Origin of the sequence: Acinetobacter sp. WCHA39 (assembly GCF_002165385.1) — a bacterium.
Classification (GTDB): Bacteria; Pseudomonadota; Gammaproteobacteria; order Pseudomonadales; family Moraxellaceae; genus Acinetobacter.
The window spans coordinates 1-19,827 of the sequence record NZ_NHRP01000005.1 but is presented as its reverse complement, the minus strand read 5'-3'; the positions used below and the strand labels follow the sequence as shown (position 1 = coordinate 19,827).

21 protein-coding genes, 3 tRNA genes and 1 riboswitch are annotated in these 19,827 nt (G+C 38.4%); of the genes, 10 read left to right on the top strand and 14 right to left on the bottom strand.

Going from position 1 to position 19,827, the window contains the following annotated elements; translation table 11 throughout:
* Positions 1–180 precede the first annotated feature (180 nt).
* Together acpP and lysM are read left to right on the top strand one after the other, a co-directional pair.
* Positions 181–423, top strand: coding sequence for an acyl carrier protein (gene acpP / locus CDG56_RS03795; RefSeq protein WP_087546977.1), 243 nt, complete (start codon positions 181–183; stop codon positions 421–423).
* 216 nt (positions 424–639) lie between these two features.
* On the top strand, positions 640–1,113 hold the full coding sequence (gene lysM / locus CDG56_RS03790) for a peptidoglycan-binding protein LysM (protein WP_087546976.1): 474 nt from the start codon (positions 640–642) through the stop codon (positions 1,111–1,113).
* Positions 1,114–1,190: 77 nt separating this feature from the next.
* Here the strand turns inward: lysM and CDG56_RS03785 are convergent, their stop codons facing one another.
* The gene (locus tag CDG56_RS03785; protein WP_087547039.1) at positions 1,191–1,958 is read right to left on the bottom strand and encodes a hydroxymethylpyrimidine/phosphomethylpyrimidine kinase; all 768 of its coding nucleotides are present in this window, start codon (positions 1,956–1,958) and stop codon (positions 1,191–1,193) included.
* A gap of 93 nt (positions 1,959–2,051) precedes the next feature.
* Between CDG56_RS03785 and CDG56_RS03780 the strand changes: the two genes are divergently transcribed.
* Positions 2,052–2,726 carry an HAD-IA family hydrolase gene (locus CDG56_RS03780; RefSeq protein ID WP_087544719.1) on the top strand — a complete coding sequence of 225 codons (675 nt, stop codon included), beginning with the start codon at positions 2,052–2,054 and terminating at the stop codon, positions 2,724–2,726.
* A gap of 48 nt (positions 2,727–2,774) precedes the next feature.
* Here the strand turns inward: CDG56_RS03780 and ribB are convergent, their stop codons facing one another.
* The 11 genes from ribB to CDG56_RS03725 form a co-directional block, all read right to left on the bottom strand.
* Complete coding sequence (gene ribB, locus CDG56_RS03775) at positions 2,775–3,434, bottom strand: 3,4-dihydroxy-2-butanone-4-phosphate synthase (RefSeq protein ID WP_087536789.1); 660 nt, start codon at positions 3,432–3,434, stop codon at positions 2,775–2,777.
* A gap of 98 nt (positions 3,435–3,532) precedes the next feature.
* Positions 3,533–3,688, bottom strand: a riboswitch (FMN riboswitch).
* Between the two features lie 219 nt (positions 3,689–3,907).
* Entirely contained in the window at positions 3,908–4,288 is a 381-nt protein-coding gene (gene panD / locus CDG56_RS03770; protein ID WP_004655255.1) for an aspartate 1-decarboxylase, read from the bottom strand.
* 146 nt (positions 4,289–4,434) lie between these two features.
* A complete protein-coding gene (gene pth / locus CDG56_RS03765; RefSeq protein ID WP_087546975.1) occupies positions 4,435–5,016 on the bottom strand; it encodes an aminoacyl-tRNA hydrolase in 582 nt (193 codons plus the stop codon).
* Between the two features lie 19 nt (positions 5,017–5,035).
* Entirely contained in the window at positions 5,036–5,332 is a 297-nt protein-coding gene (gene rplY / locus CDG56_RS03760) for a 50S ribosomal protein L25 (protein ID WP_087546974.1), read from the bottom strand.
* Between the two features lie 97 nt (positions 5,333–5,429).
* Positions 5,430–6,383, bottom strand: coding sequence for a ribose-phosphate pyrophosphokinase (locus CDG56_RS03755; protein ID WP_004663520.1), 954 nt, complete (start codon positions 6,381–6,383; stop codon positions 5,430–5,432).
* Between the two features lie 37 nt (positions 6,384–6,420).
* Positions 6,421–6,495: transfer RNA gene (locus CDG56_RS03750), tRNA-Gln, on the bottom strand.
* Positions 6,496–6,580: 85 nt separating this feature from the next.
* A tRNA-Gln gene (locus tag CDG56_RS03745) sits at positions 6,581–6,655 on the bottom strand.
* 25 nt (positions 6,656–6,680) lie between these two features.
* Positions 6,681–6,755, bottom strand: a tRNA-Gln gene (locus tag CDG56_RS03740).
* Positions 6,754–7,587, bottom strand: a complete 834-nt coding sequence (gene ispE / locus CDG56_RS03735; RefSeq protein WP_087546973.1) for a 4-(cytidine 5'-diphospho)-2-C-methyl-D-erythritol kinase — start codon at positions 7,585–7,587, stop codon at positions 6,754–6,756. Before ispE ends, CDG56_RS03740 begins: the two co-directional genes overlap by 2 nt.
* Before the next feature lie 13 nt (positions 7,588–7,600).
* Positions 7,601–8,182 (bottom strand): lipoprotein insertase outer membrane protein LolB, encoded by a 582-nt coding sequence (gene lolB / locus CDG56_RS03730; RefSeq protein ID WP_087546972.1) that lies wholly within the window; start codon positions 8,180–8,182, stop codon positions 7,601–7,603.
* 4 nt (positions 8,183–8,186) lie between these two features.
* Positions 8,187–9,905, bottom strand: coding sequence for a tetratricopeptide repeat protein (locus tag CDG56_RS03725; protein WP_087546971.1), 1,719 nt, complete (start codon positions 9,903–9,905; stop codon positions 8,187–8,189).
* A 79-nt stretch (positions 9,906–9,984) separates the two neighbouring features.
* Here CDG56_RS03725 and hemA point away from each other — a divergent pair, with 79 nt between their 5' ends.
* Positions 9,985–11,268, top strand: coding sequence for a glutamyl-tRNA reductase (gene hemA / locus CDG56_RS03720; protein WP_087544708.1), 1,284 nt, complete (start codon positions 9,985–9,987; stop codon positions 11,266–11,268).
* 6 nt (positions 11,269–11,274) lie between these two features.
* On the opposite strand, the gene CDG56_RS03715 is transcribed toward hemA, so the two are convergent.
* Both CDG56_RS03715 and CDG56_RS03710 read right to left on the bottom strand, forming a co-directional pair.
* On the bottom strand, positions 11,275–13,161 hold the full coding sequence (locus tag CDG56_RS03715; RefSeq protein WP_087546970.1) for a DNA primase: 1,887 nt from the start codon (positions 13,159–13,161) through the stop codon (positions 11,275–11,277).
* A 129-nt stretch (positions 13,162–13,290) separates the two neighbouring features.
* Positions 13,291–14,370: an outer membrane protein assembly factor BamD gene (locus CDG56_RS03710; protein ID WP_087546969.1), complete on the bottom strand. Its 1,080-nt coding sequence runs from the start codon at positions 14,368–14,370 to the stop codon at positions 13,291–13,293.
* Between the two features lie 71 nt (positions 14,371–14,441).
* On the opposite strand from CDG56_RS03710, the gene rluD reads away from it, so the two are divergent.
* The 6 genes from rluD (at position 14,442) to CDG56_RS03680 (ending at position 19,616) form a co-directional block, all read left to right on the top strand.
* Positions 14,442–15,491: a 23S rRNA pseudouridine(1911/1915/1917) synthase RluD gene (gene rluD / locus CDG56_RS03705; protein ID WP_087546968.1), complete on the top strand. Its 1,050-nt coding sequence runs from the start codon at positions 14,442–14,444 to the stop codon at positions 15,489–15,491.
* Between the two features lie 85 nt (positions 15,492–15,576).
* Positions 15,577–16,317, top strand: coding sequence for a peptidoglycan editing factor PgeF (gene pgeF / locus CDG56_RS03700; protein WP_087546967.1), 741 nt, complete (start codon positions 15,577–15,579; stop codon positions 16,315–16,317).
* Positions 16,318–16,399: 82 nt separating this feature from the next.
* Positions 16,400–16,966: a flavodoxin family protein gene (locus CDG56_RS03695; protein ID WP_087546966.1), complete on the top strand. Its 567-nt coding sequence runs from the start codon at positions 16,400–16,402 to the stop codon at positions 16,964–16,966.
* A 106-nt stretch (positions 16,967–17,072) separates the two neighbouring features.
* Positions 17,073–18,299, top strand: coding sequence for a helix-turn-helix transcriptional regulator (locus CDG56_RS03690; RefSeq protein WP_087546965.1), 1,227 nt, complete (start codon positions 17,073–17,075; stop codon positions 18,297–18,299).
* A complete protein-coding gene (locus tag CDG56_RS03685; protein WP_087546964.1) occupies positions 18,292–18,942 on the top strand; it encodes a hypothetical protein in 651 nt (216 codons plus the stop codon). Before CDG56_RS03690 ends, CDG56_RS03685 begins: the two co-directional genes overlap by 8 nt.
* A gap of 26 nt (positions 18,943–18,968) precedes the next feature.
* Positions 18,969–19,616, top strand: coding sequence for a hypothetical protein (locus CDG56_RS03680; protein WP_087546963.1), 648 nt, complete (start codon positions 18,969–18,971; stop codon positions 19,614–19,616).
* Positions 19,617–19,827: the final 211 nt, after the last annotated feature.

Genomic DNA, 19,827 nt, shown 5'->3' with positions numbered 1-19,827 from the left:
CGCATGATTAAAAGCCACCTTTTTCGGTGGCTTTTTTATATATTCAACTTTTTATATGAATAAATGTAAAAATATCTTACAAAAAAAATAAACTATAAATATGAAAATAATTTATTTAAGTGTATAAAGTTTATGCTATTTAAAATAATGTATTAAACCATAACAACAAAAGGGAATTTTATGAATATAGCAAACCGTATTAAAGAGATCATTATTGAACAACTTCGTGTAAATGAAGAAGATGTTTTACCAAATGCATCCTTTACAGATGATTTAGGCGCTGATTCATTGGCTGTAGTTGAGCTCATTATGGCTTTTGAGGGGGAGTTTGGTACTCAAATTCCTTATGAAGAGGCTGAGAAAATTATTACCGTTCAATCTACAATTGATTATATGACCAATATTGTGGGAGAAAATGCTTAAATTGCTTCAAGTTTTGAACGAATTGAAAGCCGCCGTAAGGTGGCTTTTTATATTTAAAAAATATATAAATGTGAAATCTTAAAATCAGTTTTACTGCATATACATATATTTACAAGACCTCGTTAAATTGAAACTCGCATGCTTTATTTTTTCGGTATAACTAATTGTAAGTCTGTTTTGACTATGCTTAATCAATAATTACAGAGGAAATAAAAAATGGGTATTTTTGATTTTGTTAAAGGCATTGGTAAAAAAAATACAGCACCAGCAGAACCTCAGCCTGCTCCAGCCACACCTGTTGAGCCTTCAGCTCAAGAAATTGCCAATAAATTATTAGGTTTGATTAAAAGTTTAGGTCTTGGTGTTGATGGTTTATCAGTAACCTATAATGGAAATACCGATACAGCCATTATTAAAGGGCGAGTCAAAAGCCAAGCAGATAAAGAAAAGATAGTTCTTGCCGTTGGTAATATTGATCATGTTGCTCAAGTCGATGATCAGATGACGGTTGAAGTGCCTGAACCAGAAAGTAAATTCTATGCTGTAAAATCAGGTGATAATTTATCTAAGATTTCAAAAGAATATTATGGTGATCCAAACCAATACAATAAAATTTTTGAAGCGAATAGACCATTACTCAAAAATGCGGATGATATTTTTCCTGGACAAGTTTTGCGTATTCCCCAGTAATTTATGGATTGTAAAAAAGGCGCATCGGCGCCTTTTTTGTTAATAAATTCTGGAAGATTTATCAATTTGAAAACAACTTAAAACCGTTTCGGAATCTTCTGCCCATTCACCACAGGCGATTCCGCATTTTTCAAAACACCAAATAACCATGTTTCAGCATGTTGGACAGCAGTTTTGAGTGAGTCACCTAAGGCTAAACGCCCTGCAATGAAACTTGCCAAAGAACAGCCAGAACCATGATATTGTCCGTCTAAACGAGGGCAATGGCTTTCAGCAATCATTTTGCCGTCAGCATAAAGTACATTGCGAATATGATCAGGTGTATCCTCATGTCCACCTTTCACTAGTACAGCTTTTGCGCCCATCTCAAATAATTTTTGAGTGGCTTGCTCAATATCATCAATACCTGTTAATGCTCTTAATTCAACTGTATTTGGGGTAATGACTGTAGCTAAAGGGATTAACTCAACAAATGCTTTAACTAATGTTGCTTGATCACCGAGTGAACCCCCACTATTCGCGACTAATACTGGATCGAGTACATATTGATAATCTGGGTGTTGACGTAAAAACTCAGCCAATGCAGCAATATTATCGGTTGTACCCAGCATGCCTGATTTTACACATTTAATCGGTAAATCAGCCACTACTGCATTTGCTTGAGCAAGTAGTAACTCTTTTGACGTGGCTTCAAAACCAAACACTTGTTGCGAGTTTTGAATGGTCAATGCTGTGCAGGCAATGGCTGCATGTGCGCCACTTTGCCCAATTGCCTCAATATCTGCTTGTAAGCCAGCACCACCTGATGGATCTAAACCTGAAAAACATAGTACGGTAGGACGCACAGCCATTTCCTTTTATTCTCTCATTTGAGCTAGTATATGGGAGTTTCGAGAAACTCTCGACTATGTTATGTAAGGCTTTAAGAGATTGAACGAATGACGATCAAAAATATTCTGATTGATTTAGATGGGACTTTAACTGACCCTAAAGCGGGTATTCATCGCTCAATTCGTTATGCTTTAGAAAAACTGGGCCACCCTTTAGCGGATGGAGTTGATTTAGATTGGACGATTGGACCTCCGTTGAAAGCTTCTTTGGCAAAGTTATTAAATACTCAGGATGATGATTTTGCTGAACAAGCGTTACTTGCTTATCGTGAGCGTTTTTCAGTGACTGGTTTATTTGAAAATGAAGTTTATGCAACAGTGGTACAAACGTTGCAACAGTTACAACTACAAGGTTATCGATTATTTTTAGCGACGGCGAAGCCAACAGTTTATGCGAAACGTATCCTTGCCCATTTTGGTTTGGATCAATTTTTTACTGAAATGTATGGCAGTGAATTAACAGGTGAACGTACCAATAAAGTAGATCTAATAGCTTATATTCTTGAAAAAGAGCAATTGGATGCGCAGCAATGCATTATGGTGGGAGACCGACAATATGATGTGATTGGTGCACGTGCCCATGGTATTGAAACCATTGCTGTAAATTATGGTTATGGCACAGCAGAAGAACTTGCTCAAGTACAACCGATTGCTCAAATTTCACAATTTAGCCAATTGCTTAATACGGTGAATCAACTGAATTTAGAACGAAAAGTATCATAATCATGAACGCAATAAAAAGCCTCGAATGATCGAGGCTTTTTTGTTTCATTAAATATTATGTTTTAAGCGATATTGAACCAATTCTTCGATACTAATCACGGTAAGGCCATGTGTTTGAGCATAAGCTAGAACTTGAATACCTGATGCCATAGAGCCATCAGGATTAGTCAGTTCACATAATACGCCAGATGGTTTTAAACCAGCCAAACGGGCTAAATCTATTGTTCCTTCAGTATGTCCTCTACGAGTTAATACGCCACCATTACGTGCACGTAATGGGAACACATGACCTGGTCGACTGAGGTCACTTGCAATAGCACCATCTTTAGTGGCAGCTAAAATTGTTGTTACGCGATCTTTAGCAGAAACACCAGTGGTCACACCTTGTGCAGCTTCGATCGTTACCGTGAATGCTGTTTTAAATTGGCTAGAATTGTCGACCACCATTGGTGGGAGTGCTAGATGATCGGCCAACTCTTCTGTCAGACATAAGCACACAATACCAGAACCATCACGAATCATTCGTGCCATGGTTTCGACAGTGAGTGTTTCAGCAGCAATAATAAGATCGGCTTCATTTTCACGATCGAAATCATCCATTACCAATACTGGTTTGCCTTGGCGGATATCTTCTAAAGCTTGTTGAATACGTTGTTCAGCAGGGGAAAGGGCTGAAAAGAAAAGTTCGGGTTGAATTAAACTCGACATAATGAAACGCTCTCGTAAATAGGATACGGTTGAACATTTCAGGACTGATGTAAAAAATAAGCGTACACCAAAACAACGCGAAAAGCGTATTTCAGTGGTTTCGTCTTCTTTCATCCGGACTATACCGTCGGCTTTGGTCTCTCACCAAATCTGCGAGTATATAAATATATACAGGCTCGTGGGCTGATTAGGTCACTTGATTGCAAGGCCCAACTTACCACCGGTGGGGAATTACACCCCGCCCTGAAGCGATGTGCTTTGATTATAGCTAGTTTTTTGAGAGGAAAGGGAACTATTTATGAAATGGATCGTTCTATTGAAATATGAATTTAAGCAAATGAAGTTTCGGTTTTGTCGTGGAGAAGTCATTGTTTTTGAATTGTTTTGATGAGTTCTATTCAGCACTTAGTATCGACCTAGCCATAAAAAAAGCCAGTTCACATTGACTGGCTTTTTAGAAATTTTTTAAATATTTATGCAATTTGTACAGGAATACAGTTTGCCGTGTGATTGACTGTATTGTCCGGATTTGCATAAACCAAACGTGGTTTGTGAAGGTTGGCTTCTACTTCAGTGAAATCACCAAAAGTTGCAATAATGACTAAATCACCGACATCAGCTTGGTGTGCTGCGCCACCATTCACTGAAATAATACCTGAGTCATCTTCACCACGAATTGCATAAGTTGTGAAGCGTTTGCCGTTGGTTACGTTCCATACGTGGATTTCTTCGTATTCACGAATCCCTGCTAAGTCCATTAATACACCATCAATTGCACAAGAACCTTCATAATGAAGTTCTGCATGAGTGACAACTGCACGGTGAATTTTACATTTTAATAAACGAGATAGCATGGCTAGCGTCTCCTGAGTAAGACCTAAGATGAATATCTTATTGGTTGACTTGTCACGTTTCCCGCTGGCGATAGGCGGTTTGATGCGCATTTTGCGCTTAAAAATGCAATATGGCAAGCGTGATTGATCAACAATTCAGTTTAAATTTAAGCGGGTTTGTATGCATTAATTTGATTCATTGCCTGTGAAACTTGTCCATCGACAAGCATTTTCACTTTTGATAAAGCATGATCAATCGCAGCATCCATTAAAGCTTGTTCACTGCTAGGAGCTTTGCCAAGCACATGACCAGAAACACGTTCTTTAGAACCAGGATGTCCAATTCCTATACGTAAGCGATTGAAATTAGCACCAATATGTGGAACGATGTCGCGAAGACCATTATGTCCGCCATGTCCACCACCTGATTTTAAACGAATAATACCAGGATCCATATCGAGTTCATCATGAGCAACAAGAATTGCTTCAGGTGCAACTTGATAAAATTTGGCAAATGGTACGACACTTTGACCAGAACGGTTCATGAAAGTGGTAGGTAAGAGTAAACGTACGTCATGACCATCAATTTGACCACGACCGCTGTATCCATGAAATTTTGGATCAGCCTTTAAAGAAATACCATAACGATCTGCAAGCTGTTCTACGAACCAGAAACCTGCATTATGGCGGGTTTGGGCATATTCCTTACCAGGATTACCCAAACCAACAATTAGCGAAATATTTGACACTAATTTACGCCTTTAACACTTATGCGCGTTTAAAGTCAGCGTGCATAGGTGTGTTTTTAGCTGGGTGACGTTGTAACGCTTGGATTTTAACGTTTTCAACTTTATCACCGATTTTGATTTCGATAACTTCTTCGAAGAAAGCATTGTTTTCTAAAGCTTTAACGATTTCACGAAGCTCTAAAGTAACAGCTACAGGCTCAGCGCTACCACCATAGATGATTGCTGGGATTTGAGCAGCGTGGCGAAGGCGGCGGCTCGAACCTTTCCCTTGTTGTGCTACTTCACGTACTTGAGCGTTTAATACGAAGTTTGCCATGGGCATATCCTCATTGAGTTTGAGTAACTAAACTTGCGACCAGTTTAGTGATAGAAAAACCCTAGCGAGCTAGGGTTTAAGAAAAAAAGCTGGGCTATTATAGATAACTATCGAACATAGCGCTAATAGATTCTTCGTTATTGATACGACGAATTGTTTCAGCAACCATGCTTGCAACAGAAACTTGGCGAATTTTACCTAAGTTTGCTGCTTCATCTGAAAGAGGAATCGTGTCAGTAACAACGAGTTCATCAATAACAGAGTTACGAAGGTTATCAATCGCTTTGCCTGATAAAACAGGGTGAGTCGCATAAGCAATCACTCGACGAGCACCAAATTGTTTCAGTGCATCCGCAGCTTTGCAAAGCGTACCTGCTGTGTCGACCATGTCATCAACAATGACACAGTCACGATCTTTTACATCACCAATCAAATGCATCACTTGTGACTCATTTGCTTTTTGGCGACGTTTATCAATGATAGCTAAATCGATATCACCTAACTGTTTTGCAACAGCACGTGCACGAACAACACCACCAACGTCAGGTGAAACCACCATAAGGTTGTCATGTTGTTGTTGACGTAGGTCTGCCAATAACGCAGGCGTTCCGTAGATGTTGTCAACAGGAATATCAAAGAAACCTTGAATTTGGTCTGCGTGTAAGTCGATCATTACCACACGGTCAATACCTACAGTTGTCAGCATGTCTGCAACAACTTTTGCAGTAATTGGAACACGAGCAGAACGTGGACGACGATCTTGACGTGCATAACCGAAATACGGAATGACTGCAGTGATACGACCAGCACTTGCACGACGCAAAGCATCAGCCATGACCAAGATTTCCATCAGGTTATCGTTGGTAGGCGCACAAGTAGATTGAACGATAAAAACGTCTTTACCACGAACATTTTCAGTAATTTCAACTGAAATTTCACCATCAGAAAACTTACTTACAGAAGCAGCACCGAGAGGGATATGTAAATGGCTTACGACTTTTTGGGCGAAATGTGGATGAGCACTTCCACTAAAAACGACAAGATTGGGCATGAAGCACCCTTGGCGGTTGGCTTATAATGAATTTGGATGGCAGGGGCGGCTGGATTCGAACCAACGGATGGCGAGATCAAAACCCGCTGCCTTACCACTTGGCGACGCCCCTAATGCGGCAGAACTTTAATCGTTTTGCATGATAATGTCAATATGATTGAACAGGTATCAATATAAAACAAGTCTGTCTAAAGATATGGCAGGGGCGGCTGGATTCGAACCAACGGATGGCGAGATCAAAACCCGCTGCCTTACCACTTGGCGACGCCCCTATTACATACATCTACAGGTGAAAATTGGCAGGGGCGGCTGGATTCGAACCAACGGATGGCGAGATCAAAACCCGCTGCCTTACCACTTGGCGACGCCCCTAACGTGTAACTTTGAAATGTCTTAAAGGTGATTCTGCTAAACTATTGACCAAGTAAGCTTTACAAGGCGCGTTTTGCAAAATTTTCTTTATATCCATTTCACTTGTTACTTCAATAAAAACACAAGCACCTGTACCTGTAAGCTTTGCTAGACCAAATTGATCTAAATATTGCATCGCTTCTTCAACTTCAGGGTATAACTGTCGAGCCAGAGGTTCGAAGTTATTTCCAAAGCTAGAAGGTTCTAACTGATAGGCGCAAAATGTAGTGATCTTAGAATCTCTTGTCAACATTTTTTGTGAAAAAAGTGCTTGAGTGCTGATAAAACAATCAGGTTTTAAAATTATGAATTGTTTTTGAGCTAAGTCTATGAATGATAAATGTTCACCTATGCCTTCTGCCCATGCATTTCGACCAAAAATAAAGATAGGCACATCGGCACCCAGTTGCACACCATAATCAGCTAATTGCTGTTCATTTAAACCGCATTGCCACAGTTGATTGAGTACAATGAGTGTAGTGGCTGCATTAGATGAACCGCCGCCAAGACCAGCACCCATCGGAATATTTTTCTCGATTTGAATATTTAACCCACATGGTTCTTTTGCATGGGGTTTGAGTAATTGTGCTGCACGATAGATTAAGTTTTTTTCAAGAGCAACCTCGTTTAAGCCTTCAATATGAATCATTCCATCCGCAATTGGCTCAAAAGTCATCCAATCATATAAATCAATCAGTTGAAAAATAGTTTGTAATTCATGATAACCATTGTCTCTACGACCAGTGATGTGCAGAAATAAATTCAATTTAGCAGGGGAAGGTACTCTAATCATAAAAGAATCTAATCTATCGGTTTTGAATCACCATTGTAATACGGTTTTCTTTATCGTCAGCAAGTGCTTGCTTCAACAAAAGTTTATTTGGAAGGATTTGCTTATCGTTATAGCTGAAATCAACAGTCCAGCCATCTTCAATGAGCTGTTTCAAGCGATTTTGTTCGTCTTTGCTCGCTTGAGCATTTTGTGTCGCAGGCTTCGCTTGTACCCAGTAGGCAAGGTGCATAATCGGTGCCTGCCAACCTGTTGCTTTTTCTAATAACTCTTCAGGTGTAGCTGCCGTAATCAGACCTGTTTTGGCGCTATTTAAGGTGACTTGACCTGATTTGCCTTCAATTTGGGTTTTCCCAACACCTAAAATTCCAGTCAGTTCAATATCAAATTGATCTTGTTGTTGAACCCATGTAAAAAAAGCACTGCCAGACTGTTGTGGTGTACGTACACCTATTTTACCTTGTAAGCTAAAGTTATTTTCATCTTGCACTTGTGGTGAAGCAATTATCTTATTTGGTTGGCTTAGATGTTGGCAGCCTGTTAATACTAGGACACTACTGCTACATATCGCGACACATAATTTTGAAAACAAGCGCATGTATTTAACTCTTTTTTACAGTGATAGGTAAGATTAAGCTATCAAGTTGTTGTAATTGTGGGGCATTTGCATGTTTTTGTTTCAATTGCTGTAACACCTCACTAAATTGTGTGAGTGCGCCTTGCATATACAGCGCTTTAGCATAGCGAACTCCAATATTGATATTTTGGCTAATTGAATAGGCTTGTCCCAAGACTTTGGTTGCGGTATCAAAATCATTTTGTAGAAAAGCGATATAGCCCAATGTATCAAGAATAGAGGCTTGTTCAGGTGCAAAGTTGAGCGCTAGTTCTGCATATTTGCGCGCTTCTTTTAGGCGACGATTTTGCAATGCTAAGGTATAGGCATAAGCGTTTAAATAGGTCGGGCTATTGGGTTCAATAATTAAAAGTTGCTTCAAAGTTTTATCTAATTTATCCCGATCGGTATAAGGATCCAGCAATAATACTTCTGCATAAATCAGTTCAGGATCATCGGGTAAGCTCTTAATCGCTTCATCTAGCAATACTAAAGCTGCTTTTTTATTATCCATCTTTTTTAAAATATCAGCTTGAGCTTGATAGAGGAAACTTGCATGTTGTGGATAATTCACCCGTTCTTGTGTCAGAAAGCGTAAAGCATCATTTAATTGCCCTTGCTTTTCGAAAATAGTGACCATATTGCGTCGAGACACAATATATAAGCTGCCATCCACGAGCCGATAATATGCTTTTGCGGTTTCATAATGTTGTTTGCGCTGTGCATTGATTGCAAGATAGTAATAAGCTTCATTCTGATATTTTGCTGAAGAACGCAATTCAACTAAATATTGTTCAGCTTTTTCGTATTGTTTTAAATCAATACTGGTTAAGCCGGCAATAAATAAGGCTTCTTCAGTTTTTGGATAATCTTTGATAATACTTTCAAGCTTATCTAATGCTTGCTGTTGTTGATTGATTTGAATGTAATAGCGAGCTTCAGCTAATCGTATATCAATATTGCTTTTATTTTTTCGACTGGCTTGTGCAAACCACTTTTGTGTTTCAGCATCGTCGCGTAAAGCCATTAATAGATTGGCTTTCATCAGAATGAAACTGGTCGATTTTGAACGTTTACGTAAGGCTTTATTGATATTATTTAATGCTTGCTCATATAAGCCATCTTGCGCTTCTAATCCAGCGATTAAAGCCAAGATAGATGGGTTTTCACGTTCTTTACTGGTACGTAAAGCATTTAATAAAATTTCACGATCTTGTGCTTGTTCGGGTGCAATCCCTGCCAAAATTTGTTCGAGATCAGCAGTTGGGTCAATATTTAAGATCTTATCTAAGGTTTTAGCTGCCAATTCATATTCATGAGTTTTCAGGGCAATATGTGATAAGTAAAATAAAGCAGGAACATCTTTGGGTTCTTGTTCTACCCAATGTGTTGCAATATCTAATGCAGATTGAAAATCGTTATATTCTAAGGCGACATCTAAGGCACGCTGTTTGATAGTTGTTGAATTACTTCGAATTGCCAGCACTGTATAATTGTGTAATGCAGTTGCAATATCATCATAAGCAAGAGAAAATTCAGCAACCATACTTTGTTGTAATGCGTTGTCAAAGCCTTTATCTGCATACATGTCGTGTATTGCTTGTGCAGAGACATACGAGCTCATGCTACCTAACAACAAGATTGTGGTAGAATACCGTCGAATCGTCTTGCCGCTAAAAAGGGTACGGCGATATAGCTGACGCAATTTTTATTGATCCAAAGTAATGCTTTTTATGACACCGATGTTGCACAATAACATAAATTTAGCGAAATGATGATCTGATATGTCTTTCTTTGCATTGGGTGTCAACCATCAAACAGCTTCTGTTGAACTTCGTGAACAAATCGCTTTCAACGCAGAGCGATTAGCTGCGCTATTGCTTGAACAAAATAAACATTCACCTTTGAATGATTTAGTTGTTGTATCAACTTGTAATCGCACTGAAGTTTATGCCATGACAGAAGATGCTGATAGTGTTCTGACTTGGTTAGCCCAAGTGAATAATATTGATGTAAAACAGTTAATTCATCATGTTTATCGTTACGAAAATGCCCAAGCTGTTACACATTTAATGCGTGTTGCAAGTGGTTTAGACTCTTTGATGTTGGGTGAGCCACAAATTTTAGGGCAAGTCAAAAGTGCTTTGGCTTTATCTAAAGACGCACAAACTGTGTCGCCTGAACTAAATAGTGTTTTTGAATATGCTTTTTATGCAGCGAAACGTGTTCGTTCAGAAACCTCTGTAGGTAGCCATGCTGTTTCAATGGGTTATGCAGTTGCTCAGTTAGCATTGCAAGTCTTTAGCCGCCCTGAAAAGTTAACGGTTATGGTAGTTGCCGCAGGTGAAATGAATAGTTTGGTTGCTAAGCATTTAGCGGAAATGGGTGTGGCAAAAATTCTAATTTGTAACCGTAGCCGTGAGCGTGCTGATTTACTGGCACAAGAAATTGCTCACCAAGTTGAGGTTGAAATTATTCCTTTTGCTGAACTTGCCCAGAATTTATATAGAGCAGATGTTGTCTCGAGCTGTACAGGAAGTTTACATCAAGTTATTCAATATTCAGATGTTAAAGCCGCACTTAAAAAGCGTCGCTATCAGCAAATGTTGATGGTCGATTTGGCTGTTCCACGTGATATTGATCCGAAAGTTGAATCATTAGATAACGTATATTTATATGGTGTGGATGATCTACAAAGTGTGATTGATGAAAATTTAGCGCAACGTCGTCAGGCGGCTGTTGAGGCTGAAATTATGGTGAATCAATTGGCTACTCAATTGATGACCCAACAAAAAGTGAAAGAGGCGAGTAGCACCATTCAAGCTTATCGTCAGCACAGTGAAGAAGTCAGCCAAAAAGAGTTGGCACATGCATTAGAGTTATTGCAACATGGTCATGCCGCAGAACAGGTGATGCGGGAGTTTGCTCATCGCCTATCACAGAAACTTATGCACCCAACTTCTATTTTATTAAGAGAAGCTGCTAAAGCTGAAAATCCAGATTATTTTGAATGGTTACAGCAACATCTACAGGATGTGTTTGAGCATGAGCGTAAACCGAGACAGTAACTTAGCTTAGGACAATAACTTCAAGCTAATCTGTTTTGTTAATTCATTTAATTGTTGACGTAAATTGCGTGATTCAATGAGTGAGATAGGTGATCTCAGTTTTAATTTTAAATATTTTTCTTGTAGATTTAATGAAAAGTCCTTAGCCAATTTATCAGCAATCTCAGGTGCTTGAGTTAATGACTCAATATTGGTTCTCTGCATAACATCGGCAATCTCATGACTATAACGACTACATGCACCGAGTACGTAATACGTTGCTAATTCCTGATCATCAGGTAAATCATCAAATACAATATTGAGCACTGCTAAAACTTTAGCCAGCAGCTCAGTTTGGTCAATCACTGCCAGTAATTCTTCAAAATGAATATAGAGGAATGGGTGATGCATTAAAATTGCGATTGCAAAATCTTCATCTTTGGTTTGAATATTAAAAGATAAAGAGGCATCGTGGCTGATTTGAGGGGTAAAACGTTTGCCTAGACCGAGTTTCTCACGGAAAGACTGACTCAGCAGATAACGGAATGAGCCATGTTTAGGTAATAACTCTGTTAATTCACGTAGTTCTCCCATGACTAAACTTTTACCTTCTGGCGTGCTAACGTCATGCTGCCCTGTTAAATAGGCAAACACAAAGTCAGATAAAAGCGGTGCCTGTTGTAATAATTTTTGGAAGTTTTCTAAGCCTTCACGACGAATTAATGAGTCTGGATCATGTTCATTCGGAAGCACAAAGAATTTTAATTCACGACCATCATTAAGTAAGGGTAGCGCAATTTCTAAGGTGCGTCGTGCTGCTTTCTGTCCAGCAGCATCCCCATCAAAGGCAATGGTAATACGAGAATTTTGTTTAAATAGAGTGGTTAAATGATCCGCATTACTGGCTGTTCCCAGGGTTGCGACAGCACCATTGATACCATATTGCTGCAATGCAATCACGTCCATATAGCCTTCGACCATTAACCAATCATTGGCTTTGAGTTTACGACCCTCATACAAACCATAAAGCAATTGATTCTTGTGGAATACCTCTGAATCTGGTGAGTTAATATATTTAGGTTTAATTTCATCATTGAGCGCACGACCACCAAAACCAACCACGCGGCCTTTATGATCACGGATCGGAAAAATCACCCGCTCACGTAATAAATCAAAATCTCGACCACTATCACTAGAGCGAATCAGACCCAGCTGTTTCAAACCTTCAATATCTTGTGGAAAGGCTTTTTCTAAATGCTGCCAATCCTCTGGTGCATAACCTAAACGCCAAAATTGAATCGTTTGTGCCGATAAGCCACGCTGTTTGAAATAATTTTGTGCTTTTTGACTTGATGGGAGTTGACGTTCATAAAACTGAGCAACGTTTTCCAATAAGTCATAGAGATTACCTTCTTGAACTTGTTCATCCATATAGAAGGATGGATCAAATTGAGCAAAAGGATCATCCATAACACGATCTCTATTGACAAAATGCCCATCTATAAATTCGTCTGCTACAGAAATAGGTGCTGGATTTTCAGCGACTGACGTGTTTGTTGGTTGAGCCGCTGCAATTTGTTGAGGACTACGTTTATAAGAAAGTTTTTTATTGTCGTGATTATCTTTCGGTAATTCGATGCCTGTCTGATTAGACAAGTCTTTCATCACATCGACAAAGTTACGACTATCAATGTCCATGAGGAAGCGAATCGCATTTCCATTGGCTTGACACCCAAAGCAGTGGTAATACTGCTTATCTCTATACACATGGAATGATGGAGATTTTTCCTGATGGAATGGACAACAGCCCGAGTAAGTACGCCCAGTCTTTTTTAACTTCACACGTTGACCGATTAAATCGACGATATCAGTTCGATCTAAGATTTGATCAATCGTATGTTGTGGAATTGCCATGTACATTTAACCATTTGGGACTGAGAGATAACATCTTCGTTGAAGTCAGTGTGTCAGAATTCATTGTTGCATAAAATGAAAAACAGGCAAGGGTAGACTTGCCTGTTTTGTGGTTTTGATGAGTGCAAATTAATTTGCAGCATCAGCCCCCGAAGTTTCTTTGGTCTCAGGCTTATCTAATAGCCCGAAGCTTAAACGGTTCATCCAACTTGGTTTATCAGTTGGTTCTTCAATAGGAGCAGAATCGATTTCTTCAGTTGTCGGTTTATCTAATAAACCAAGGCTCAAACGATTTGTTAAGCTGCGTTGCTCAGTTTCACCATTGGTTTGTTCTTTGACTTGTACCGTTTTAGATTCACGGCCAAGCAAGCCTAAAGTGGCACGATTGACCCAACTACCTTCTTTACGAGCAGCACGAAGATTTACTTCACCATTTGCCTTAACTAAATTTGGATAGTTCAGTTTTAAGAGATCAATATATTGTTGAGACGTCGCCTGATCGCCTAATTTTTGGTAGCTATAAGCTAATGTTGCAAGTGCTTCAGGTGTTTGTGGTGTTTGAGGATAGTGTTCAATCACCCATTGTGCGCGTTCAGCAGCAGCTAACCATGCTTTACGTTGAATATTGAACCGTGCCGCATTCATTTCACTTTCGGCTAATTCTTGACCGATAAATTTCATACGCTGTGCAGCATCTACTGAATATTGGCTACTTGGGAAACGACGAATCAAGTCTACAAAGTTTTGATAAGCGACTTTAACGTAGCTCACATCACGATGTGATTGTTGTAATGACGTATAACGAATCAAACTGTCGTAATTCATTTCCATGTTGGCTACACCCCGAACATAGTAGGCGTAATCAACATTTGGATGTTGTGGATTTAAACGAATGAAACGATCTGCCAGTGCAATCGTACCTTCATAATCTTTTTGTTTAAATTTGGCGTAGAGGAGTTCAAGTTGTGCTTGTTGAGTGTATTGTCCAGTTGGATAATACGTATCTATCGCTTCAAGTGATTTAACAGCATCCGTATATTGATTACGTTCAAGTGATTTTTGTGCTTTTTCAAAATAGACTTGTTCACTTGACTGTGGGCCTTTATCAACCACTTCTTTTTTGCTTGGATTACTGCTACAACCAACAAATACAGACGCTACGCCTAAAGATAAAGCCAATACGGTAATTTTATAATGGGGTAGCGACATAAAAATTCCTCTGCTTTTGGGACAATAAGCTACAATGGTGCTATTAAACCATTTTTGTATCGATCATCAAAATGACTTCAACACAATCTTCCAATTCAAACCTTTCTGAGACAGATTTCTTACTTGAAGATTCTGTCGATGCAGATAATCATAATTCTGATACAACTGCAACACGTTTATCGTTGCAAATTCAACTCGATGAAGAGTATCTAGGTCAGCGTATTGATCAGGTTGCTGCATTGGTTTGGAGCGAGTTTTCTCGTGAAAAGCTCAAGCAATGGATGAAAGATGGGCATCTGTTGGTAAATGGTAACATTGTAAAACCTAAATATCGTTGCGAAGGCAATGAATTGCTTACGCTGAATGTTGAATTAGAAGCCCAAACCTCGAGTCAACCTGAAAATATTCCCCTCAATATTGTCTATGAAGACGACGATATTATTGTGATTAATAAAGAGGTTGGGATGGTGGTTCATCCTGGTGCTGGCAATCCTACAGGTACTTTGGTTAATGCCTTGCTTTATCATGCACCGAAACTGGCTGAGCTTTCACGTGCAGGTTTAGTACATCGTATTGATAAAGATACCAGCGGTCTATTGGTTGTTGCAAAAACATTGGAAGCCCAGTTTTCTCTCAGTAAACAACTTGCGAAAAAAACCGTTTATCGTGTTTATGATTTAGTTGCATATGGAAATATTATTGCGGGTGGCACGATTGATGAGCCAATTAAACGTCACCCAGTCGATCGTGTCAAAATGGCAATCTTACCTGGTGGGCGTGATGCAGTAACACATTACAATGTGAAAGAGCGTTTCCGCGACTTCACGCGTATTCAGGCGCAACTTGAAACAGGACGTACCCATCAAATTCGTGTGCATTTTAGTTATCTTGGACATGGTTTGGTAGGTGATCCTGTTTATGTCAATCGTGTACGTTTCCCTGCTGGCGCATCAGAAGTCTTAATTGACATGCTACGTAGTTTTAAACGTCAAGCGTTACATGCAGCAAAATTAGGTTTAGTGCATCCACGTACTGGCGAAGAAATGATGTTTGAAGCACCATGGCCAGAGGATTTCACTCAACTGGTGGAAGTACTTCGCCAAGAGAATGAAGCGTATTAAAAAATTCTCTTTAAATAAAGGGGGATGTGTTCAGCTTCTCCCGTTCAAAAGCTAAGGGATATATCCTGGTAAGAGGACGGATTTTATGGAATTTGTACAAGGTTTGCCCAAAGGGGTATATGTTGGGCAAACAGGTATTCAGCATCCTCAAACGATTGCAACTCAAAATGAAAATCTATCAGGATTTAATCTGGCTTTGCACGTGAATGATGATGCACAACGTGTTCAGCAACATCGAATGCTCTTGTTGAATGAGTTGTCTGCATTTGGTGTAGATAAAATCACTTGGATGACACAAACGCATAGCAGCATTTGTCATACAATTAACGAGCAAATTCCATTTATTGCGCTTGAAGGTGATGGCTTAGTCACACAGCGCACAGGTCATGTTTTAATGATGATGACTGCTGATTGTTTGCCTATTGTTTTGGGTAATAACGAAGGTACAGAAGTCGCCAATCTACACGCAGGTTGGCGTGGCTTGGCTAATGGAATTGTCGAAAATACGGTTGCTGAAATGAAATCCCAACCCACTTGGGCATGGCTGGGTGCTGCCATTAGCCAGCCTTGTTTTGAGGTCGGGGTGGAAGTAACAAAGGCTTTCTGCGAAAAATATCCTGAACTGGAAAGTGCTTTTATGGCAGGTCAGGCTGAAGGTAAATATCAGGCGGATCTCTATGCGATTGCACGCTTTATCTTAAACCGTTTAGGTGTGGAAACCGTGCTTGGTGGTGATCAATGTTCCTATCTACAGTCACAGGATTATTTTTCCTATCGTCGTGATGCAAAAACTGGACGAATGGCAACCTTTGTATTTATGCAATAAATCTATCCTTTGCACTATTGATTCGCCTTGTATTCGTTAAAAATGTTAAACTTGATTCAATTCATTGGTTTTTAAATTCTCCATGTCTGTTATTGAGCAAATTACTCCCCAAATCAAAGTTTGTGTGATTTACCATAGTCCTTATGGGCACACAGCTAAGGTTGCACAATATATCGCACAAGGCGCTGAACAAGCGGGAGCCGAAGTGCATCTACTTTCAGTGGCTGCACCGCAATGGGATTTATTGGATCAGGCCGATGTGATCGTGATGGGTTGTCCAACCTATATGGGAAGCTTAACTTCTGCTTTGAAACAGTTTATGGAGGACTCCTCTAAACGTTGGTTGGCACGTACATGGCAGGGGAAATTGGCTGCTGGTTTTACTAACGGTGGTGGTCTCAGCGGAGACAAATTGGCGGTATTACAGCAAATTAATTTATTTGCGATGCAACATGGCATGTTATGGGCTGGTTTGCCATTTATGCCAACAGGAAGAAGTCCATTGGATATTAACCGAATGTCGAGTTTTCTGGGTTTAATGACGCAGTCCGATAACGCTAGCGTTGAAATTACACCGCCCGAAGGGGATTTAGAAACTGCACGCAAGTTTGGCAAATATTTGGCTGAACTAAGGATTAAAAATAATTAAAATCAATATCTTAGAATAAATAATAAAAATTTTTCTATCGGACATTATATGTCTGGCAAGGCTGCTATGATGACTTTAACAGCAAGAGTTAAAGTCGGAATAAGCCATGAAAATGACAAAACCAAAAGGTTTTCCAAAAAATTTAAATCGTCGTCAGTATCATCAAAACATTGAAATCAATAAATTGAATAGAGTATTGAATTTATATTATCAGTTACCACGTCTACCTAAACAACCTTGTCCAATGGATCAATTACAGCTAAAAGTACGGTCTTGGTATAACGATGAAATTGATGATCAATCCATGCGTAAAGCCATTAAACGGGACTTGGATAAGCTTAAAAGTATTTTAGTGACAGGTACAGTAAATTGTATTCCTAAAAAGGGCAATCAACCGAGTGAATATTATCTAAGTGAAGATGCTGCAATCGAAGAAATGGATGCTGAATTGGCTCTAGTGCTTGTTATGGCAAATAGTTATTTACATCAATGCTTACCTGAAACGATTTATAATAATGTTAAAGGTCATTTTGAATCTGCTACCAAACAATTAGAAAAAAATACTCAATTACAAGATTGGCAAGAAAGGATTCGTTTTGTACCCACAGGTTACCATAATACGAATGTTGATGATTTTCATATGGAAAAAGTTAAAAATATTTATACTGCCTTATTAAATAATGAAGAATGGGTCAAATGTTTGTATCGAAAAGAAGGTTCATTTGAGCAAACAGAATATACGCTTAAACCACATGGTATTATCCAATATGGAAATAAGCAATATCTTATGGCAAGTAAGATTATTGATCAATATAGTGAGTTGCGTACATTTAATATGCAGCGTTTTGATAATGTCAAATTTGCTAAACAGCGTATTAGTGTGGATGTTGATTCATTTGATTTAGATGATTTGGTTGAAGAAAAAGAATATGAAAATGCTCATTTTGAGAGGGAAGAACTTTCAATCAAGCTCCGTTGTGAAAGTTATTTGAGAGATGAGTTGGAATCTTATCCAATTGATGAATATCAGGATATTATTGATCAGGATGAAGATTATTTTATCCTTGAGGTAAAAATTATTATTACGACCAGTGTTTTAAATTGGTTAGTTGAAAAATCACATTCCATACAAGTGATTGAACCACAAGAGTTATTTGAAAAAGTTAAAGTACATGTCTTGGCTGCACGCAATTATTATGACGTGGACTATGATGATTTAGCAGAATATCGAGATGATGAAAAAGAAGAAAGTGATCTTGATTCATTTTCTGATGAGTCGGATGCTGAAATCGAGGATATAGATCAGGATTTAGTTGAGCCAGATCATGAGTGAAGATATTTCTATCTATACTGATGCCGACAAGATGATCTGTTTAGATCATACCAGATTATATTATAGAAATTTGCGTATTACCGTTTCATTGATTGATGTATTGCCAACTCAGTCTAAAGATACGGTTACAATTATTGTGACGGAAAATCAGGTTTTTTTAGACAAAATTAATGCGGATCATTTTAATTTTTTGATATTTATTGTTCCAGAAAAAATTATGATGCCTATAAATGCTCATTTATATAATGCTATTGTTTATAGATATACGGAAAATGAATCACATCAGATTTCGATTGAAGAAATATTGGTTAGTCTGATCTCATTTATATTTGATCGAGATTATAGTTTAGATTTTTTGGAACTAAAAAAAGCTTTATCTTTTAAGCAAGGGAAATATTTAAATATTGAATATAGTTCTATAAAAATGGAAGTTCTAGATGAAATAGAATTTGATCGTTCTCAATATAATACTTCATTTATTATTCACATGAATTTAAAGTCTTTAAAGTTTGAGAAAATGACTGAGGTAATGAATATTGTTGGGGAAAAGTTAGTTGATGAACATTGGGGTGATACCTTATTTGGAGTAAAAGACTGTGGCGATATTTTCCCAGAAGAGGTTTTTATTTTGTATGCCATTTAAATCTTAAATGATGGAAGGAGAAAATAATGTTAGGTGAAATTTATTGGAATGCTCTTCCAGCAAAGGTAACTCGGATTGGCAAAAAAGATAATGAAATTTTTGTCTTATTTGAAGGCAAGATCAATGGATATGGTCGAGTTCAATCAGGACGAATCGTCTTAAAGATGACAACTGAATTTCAGGTTGTGCATGGGGTTGTAGAATATCATGATGAACATGGAGATTTTGATTTAAATTATGTTTTAGAAGGAAATTTTGAGGACGACTCCTATGAAATGTTCTCTGGAAGTTGGAGAGAAGAGGGGCATAATTATCAGTTTGATATTTTGTTGGAGTTGGAAGAAAGAGATTTGTCTAGTTTAGCGACTGAGTTGCCAAATGATGAATCTATTATTGTGGATGAAGAAATTCATAATGAGCAAACTTTGGTTGAAAATAGTGAAGATTCAAACTTAAATAATGAAGAAAGCGGACAAGCAAGTTATTTACGAGTTGGTGCAAATCGTCAACGTGCAACCCGAAGCGATGCTCGTGTAAGAACAATTCAACGAAAAATAGAACTTTATTACGGTTTACCACAAGGGTCTGTTCGATTGGTTAATCCTGATCGTTCTATTATTCATCCATCTGCAAAAATTCGGACCTTAAGAGAGCGCTGGATGTTTGATGAATGAGATGTAAATATTAGGCTTCTTGTGAAACCCAATTTTTGCAAGAAGTGTAATGATGTACTTAATATAAAGGATAACTTAATAGATCTCTTTCATAAATCAAAAAATGATCTTCTTTTTGGTTGATATTTGCACTTCAGATTTCTTGGCATTCATGCATAATCTGCGGATGAAATACATCGATTCAAAGAAGCTTTCTGAAACACAGTTCAAG